Annotated in this window: 4 protein-coding genes and 1 pseudogene; 3 read left to right on the forward strand and 2 right to left on the reverse strand. The window is 68.9% G+C overall.

Annotated elements, in window-relative coordinates; genetic code table 11:
* Window positions 1-381 precede the first annotated feature (381 nt).
* Window positions 382-726: a hypothetical protein gene (locus tag ACWC9T_RS23730; RefSeq protein WP_449823054.1), complete on the forward strand. Its 345-nt coding sequence runs from the start codon at window positions 382-384 to the stop codon at window positions 724-726.
* A 374-nt stretch (window positions 727-1100) separates the two neighbouring features.
* Here the strand turns inward: ACWC9T_RS23730 and ACWC9T_RS23735 are convergent.
* Together ACWC9T_RS23735 and ACWC9T_RS23740 are read right to left on the reverse strand one after the other, a co-directional pair.
* Window positions 1101-1901: pseudogene (locus ACWC9T_RS23735) on the reverse strand (IS5 family transposase); the annotation flags it as partial.
* Between the two features lie 68 nt (window positions 1902-1969).
* Window positions 1970-3280: a DUF1254 domain-containing protein gene (locus ACWC9T_RS23740; protein ID WP_449823055.1), complete on the reverse strand. Its 1311-nt coding sequence runs from the start codon at window positions 3278-3280 to the stop codon at window positions 1970-1972.
* 711 nt (window positions 3281-3991) lie between these two features.
* Here ACWC9T_RS23740 and ACWC9T_RS23745 point away from each other — a divergent pair.
* The gene (locus ACWC9T_RS23745; RefSeq protein WP_449823056.1) at window positions 3992-4981 is read left to right on the forward strand and encodes an alpha/beta hydrolase-fold protein; all 990 of its coding nucleotides are present in this window, start codon (window positions 3992-3994) and stop codon (window positions 4979-4981) included.
* An 11-nt stretch (window positions 4982-4992) separates the two neighbouring features.
* Window positions 4993-5612: M23 family metallopeptidase (locus ACWC9T_RS23750; RefSeq protein WP_449823057.1), on the forward strand; the 620-nt coding region annotated here is incomplete at its 3' end.

Here is a 5612-nt window from a genome sequence, read left to right on the forward strand (position 1 = left end):
CCGCCCGCTCCTGGAACAGCACGGACACACCATCCCCGCATCAACCGCGCGCTTCCGCACCCCCGCTGACGTGACCGCGTTCCTCGCATCCGCCCGCCACTAGATCAAATCACCGTGTTGATTCTCTGCGAGCCCTTAGCGTCGCGTCGAGTATCGAAGGCGAGCGGTAGGCGAGTCGGTCGGCTTGGCCTAGGCTGCGCAACAGTCGAAGCGTCAGGGCAACGTCTGGCTAGCGTCGTTCCTCAACGTGCCGGTGCACGGGCATCCTGCTGTGCGGACAACGGCGGGGGGCCGCCCCATGCCAGAGGTCGCTGTTGTCCACCGTTTCAGTGCCCCAGGCCAACGAATCACGGAGGAACCATGCGTCATCGTATCGGAGCAATGATCGCTGCCGCCTCGCTGGCCGGCATCAGCGTTGTCGGCGTGTCGGGAACTGCCCATGCAGGCACGACCGGTTCGGTAAGCATCTCGGTTCCCGGCTGCATCGGCCATTTGAACCTCGCGCCCAACTGGGCCTATGGCCACCTGGACTCGTACACCACCACCTGCTGGCTGACCATCTTCGACCGGAACGACCAAACAGGAGGAGTGACCTCCCAGACCATCTCCTACGGGCCTGGTGGGAGCGGTGACACGGCCCAGTTCTACCACGACAGCATCGTCCACGCGGTTGCCATGGCGATCTCCAACGGCAGCCAGAGCAACGACACGGCCTGGTATCACTGAAGCCTCTGACATGCCCGGGACAGATTTCCGTCCACGCCTCGCACTCTCAAGAGAGGTTCGATGAAGATCCAGCGCATAAGGACGAAGGCATTCGCCATCATCAGCGCTACCGTCCTGATGCCGCTGTGCAAAATGCTCCGGGCGTGATGTGAGAGTCTCTGACTGAACATCAGATAGACCTCCACCATCTGGGAGCAATCCCCTCGCGCGCGAGGGCTGGCGGGGATGAAGAGCCACCCTGGCCGATCCTGTGTTGGTGCCACAAGGCCCTTCCCGGTGGTAAGCGGTCACGACGCTCCTGGCAGGGGGGCGGTGCAACGAATCGAGGTTGTGCATCTGGGCGACGGCCTGCACCACACGGTGCAGGCCGTCGCCGTCCGGAGTCGTCGGAGGCAGATGATGCTGCAGGCGAGCTCGAGCACGCCCTGATGGAGATCGGCGCGTCGCTCGTAGCGGATGCGGAGACGTTTGAACTGGTGCAGCCAGGCGAACGCCCGCTCTACAACCCAACGCACCTTTCCCAGCCCTGAGCCATAGGTGGCGCCGCGTCGGGCGATCTGCGGTTTGATGCCGCGCTTCCACAGCAGGCGGCGGTACTTGTCGAAGTCGTAGCCCCGGTCGGCATACAGGCGCCGGGGCTTGCGACGGGGGCGTCCACGCAGGCCACGGATCGGCGGGACGGCGTTCAGCAGCGGCAAGAGCTGGGTGACGTCGTGGCGGTTGCCGCCGGTGAGCGTGACGGCGAGCAGGGTTCCATGGCGGTCGACGATCAGGTGGTGTTTGGAGCCGGGACGGGCGCGGTCGACCGGCGATGGGCCGACATGGTCACCCCCTTTGAGAGCCCGGACGTGCGAGCCGTCCACGGCGCAGTCGTCCAGGTCCAGCGAGTCCGCGCGGCGCAGTTCGGTCAGCAGAGCGGAGTGCAGGCGCGGCCAGACGCGTGCCTCGGTCCAGTCCCGCAGCCGGCGCCAGGCCGTGACTCCCGAGCAGCCCACGGTCTCGGCAGGGACATCGCGCCAGGCAACACCGGTCCGCAGTACGAACAGGATGCCGGCGAACGCCGCCCGGTCGGATACACGGAGCCGCCCAGGGTGCTGGCGACGGCGCTCGGGCGCGGGCGGCAACAGCGGAGCCACCCGCGCCCACAAGTCGTCTGGAACAAGATCAGGGCGCACTCAGGGTGCCTGCTGGAGCAGATCACCGGGTACAAGACCTGGGGGACAACTCTTCGTGGAACGATCTGTTATGCCTTGGTGACCGCCGGCGGGTTCCAGGTGCCGTCGAGCACTTCGGGCTCGGGTGCGTAGAGGCGCATGGTGATTCCCAGCGGGCCGGACGGGGCGGGCAGCCAGTTGGCCTCCCGGTCGGGGCCGGGGTTGTGCTGCGAGATGTAGATGGTGAGCGAGCCGTCCTGCTGGTCGTAGCCCAGGTTGTCGCGGTCGCCCAGGGCGAAGCGGTTGATCTCGTTCGCGACCTGGTAGCCCTCGGCGTCGTACATGGTCACCGACCAGAAGGCGCCGGCCGGGGGCATCGCGGCGGCCTCGAACCTGAGGAGGTAGTCGTTGTCGCCGTTGACGGGTTCGCCGTCGGCGTCGGCGGCCAGGACGGGGTAGACGGCGTCCTCGGGAGGATTGGCGCCGAGGCCGCCCGCGGCGACCCCGGCGCGCTTGAAGTAGCTGTTGCCGTAGACGCCCATGGTGTCGAGGGAGGTCCGCCAGCCGTTGGCCGCGACGCCGAAGCTCGCCATCGAACCGAGGATCTCCGCTCGTGCCTCCTGCGCGCCGGCGTCGATCTCGGCGAGGTCGGCCTCGGTGAACCGGCTGGGATCGAACTTCTGGCCCGGCATGATACCGAGGTTCGCGATCCGGGCCAGGACGGAGAAGTCCGCGGCGTGTGGCGGGTTGACCGCCAGCGCCTCGGCGGCCCAGCTGAAGAAGTCGACGGCGCTGAGCTTGTTCACCAGGGCGAGCGCGTCGGCCGTGACGTCGATGTCGCTGTCGAGGTCGTCGTACCCGCGCGGAGGAATTGCGGTCAGGGTGTAGCCGTCCTGGACCTCCCAGACGGCCTCGTAGTCGTCCGGGCCATTGGTCTGCGTCCGGCCGATGATCCACACGTAGGGCGTCGGTGCCCGCAGCACCGTCACACCGTCCCGGGGGGTGCCGTCGTAGTCGGGTCCGACGATGAGGTAGTCCTGGTCGCCGGTCCCAGTGGTGCGCGCGCCGATGGTGGCGAACACGTCGGTCCACATGTCCATCAACGGGAGCATGAAATAGCGGTCGGCGGTGTCGCTCACATGCAGCTCCACCGGGCCGCCGGTCAGGTCCAGCCAGGCGTTGGAATACAGCGTGTCGAAGTTCGGCCGCACCACAGCACGGAACTCCGCCGAAGGGAACTCGCGCAGGTGGTGGAACTCGTTCGGCACACCGTAGCCCGGCTGCTCCGCAGCCAGGGGCGAGGTGGCCTGCCGGCGGGTGACATCCATCATGACCAGCGGGTAGAGGTAGGTGTACGCCTCGCGGGCCAGGGTCCGCGGATCAGCCGACAGCATGCTCATGCTTCATCGCCTCCGTAGTGTGACGAGTCGTTGACGATCAGTCAGGCACAGTCTGCCGCTGCGTGATCCGCAGCGCCAGAGCGCCTCGCGAGCCAGCCGCGCTGCACAGTCGAGGTGGCTGCGAAGTCATTCTGAAACGCCCAGTAAGTCCGTTTCTGGTAGCGGCCTCGTCCAGGCTGAGCGAGGGAGCCTTGGCGGGTGAGGCGTCCCAGGCGGCCGCGGGTGACGTTCGGGGCCGGGCCGTCGGTGGGCATGCCGAGGAGCTCGTGTAGTTCGCGGACTCGGGATGTCTGGTCGGGGTGCTGATTGAAGGCGTTCACGATGGCCCGGTAGGCGGCGGTCAACTCGGGCGGATCCGACGCGTTCCCGGTCGGCGCGAGTTCGGCGATGACCGTTCGGGCAGTGGCCAGGTCAGCGAGGCGTGCTTCCGTCTCGGCGCGGGCGGCGGTGAAAGTGCTCGATCGCTGATGGACAGTCAGAAATGCGCGGATACCGGCGTCAAGGCCTACGTCGAGCCGCTTCCGGCACGCCCCCGCACGGCCGTGCCCCCGGGCAGCCGCGCCCCGAAAGGAAACAGTCTCGGCGCGCGGTCCGCTCCTGTCAGTCCGGATGGTTCCGGATTCCGCGCCGCGCGGCGCGTGGCTACCGTCCCAACCGCTCGACACCCGGCGGTCCGGACGGGCCGCTGTCACCCGTCTTCAGGAGGCCACGATGACCGCGCACCACCTCACCCGCAGGAGCCTGCTCAAGTCCGCCGGCGGGCTCGGCGCCGCACTGACGCTGGGCGCCGGGGGCTCGTTGGTGTCGGCGAAGCCCGCGGCGGCCGCCGACAACGGCTTCGGGCTGACCATCGTGGACCGCAACGAGAGCGACCCGCGGATGTGGTACTACCGCTTCCAGACCTCCGCGATCGGCTGGAACCCCGCCGTGAACGTGCTGCTGCCGGACGACTACCAGTGGAGCGGCCGCACCTACCCGGTGCTGTATCTGTTCCACGGCGGCGGCACCGACCAGGACTTCATCACCTTCGACCGGATGGGCGTCCGCGACTGGACCATCGGCAAGCCGATCATCGTGGTGATGCCGGACGGCGGCCACGCCGGCTGGTACTCCAATCCGGTCAGCTCCAACGTGGGCCCACGCAACTGGGAGGAGTTCCACATCAACCAGCTGCTGCCGTGGGTCGAGGCCAACTTCCGCACCTTCGCCGAGTACGACGGCCGCGCGGTGGCCGGCTTCTCGATGGGCGGTTTCGGCGCGCTGAAGTACGCCGCCAAATACTACGGCCACTTCGCCTCGGTCAGCGCCCACTCCGGCCCGGCCAGCCTGCGCCGGGACGGCGGCCTGGTGGCGCACTGGGCCAACGCCTCCTCCGCCGCGCTGGACCTGGCGGGTGGCACGATCTACGGCGCGCCGCTCTGGGACCAGGCCCGGGTGAGCGCCGACAACCCGGTGGAGCGGATCGAGAGCTACCGCAACAAGCGGGTCTTCCTGGTGGCCGGTACCAGCCCCAGCCCGGTCGACTGGTTCAGCAGCGTCAACGAGCCCCAGGTCCTGGCCGGGCAGCGCGAGTTCCGCTCCCTGCTCGACCAGGCCGGCATCCCGCACGACTCGCACGAGGTGGACGGCGGCCACATCATCCGGCCCGACATGATGCGGCTCGACATCGACGGCATCATCGACCGCCTGCGCAAGGCGTGAGGGGCGCTCCGGTGTTCCCCTCCTTCTCCCGCCGCGCCTCGCGCCTGGCCCTGGCCGCGGTCGCCCTGCTGCTGCCGGTCACTGTGCCGGGCGCCCCCGCCCAGGCCACCGCTGCGGCCGCCGGCTACCCGGCGTCCTGCCCCGCCGCCGGCTTCATCTCCCAGGGCTACACCCCGGAGCACAACGGCATCGACATCGCCAACGACTACGGCACCCCGATCTACGCGGTCGGCGACGGCCAGGTGCTGGTCTCCGGCCCGGCACAAGGCTACGGCCAGTGGATCCGCATCCTGCACCCGGACGGGACCATCACCGAGTACGGGCACATGCGGGAGCGGGACGTGGCCACCGGCGACCACGTGACGGCCGGTCAACAGATCGCGCTGATGGGCAGCGAGGGCACCTCCAGCGGCCCGCACCTGCACCTGCGGGTCTGGGCCGACCCGGACGCGACCGTGCGCACCGACCCGATCCCCTACCTGGCGGAGCGCGGCATCACCATGCCCTGCACGCCGGGAACCGGCCCCCGTCCCGCCCCGTTGGTGTATCCGGCGAAGTCCGGCCGGGTGGTGTCCGCGCGTTCGGCGGACGGCCGCCTGGAGGTGTTCGCGGCCGGCGCGAACGGCGTCTC

The organism is Kitasatospora sp. NPDC001159, assembly GCF_053598235.1.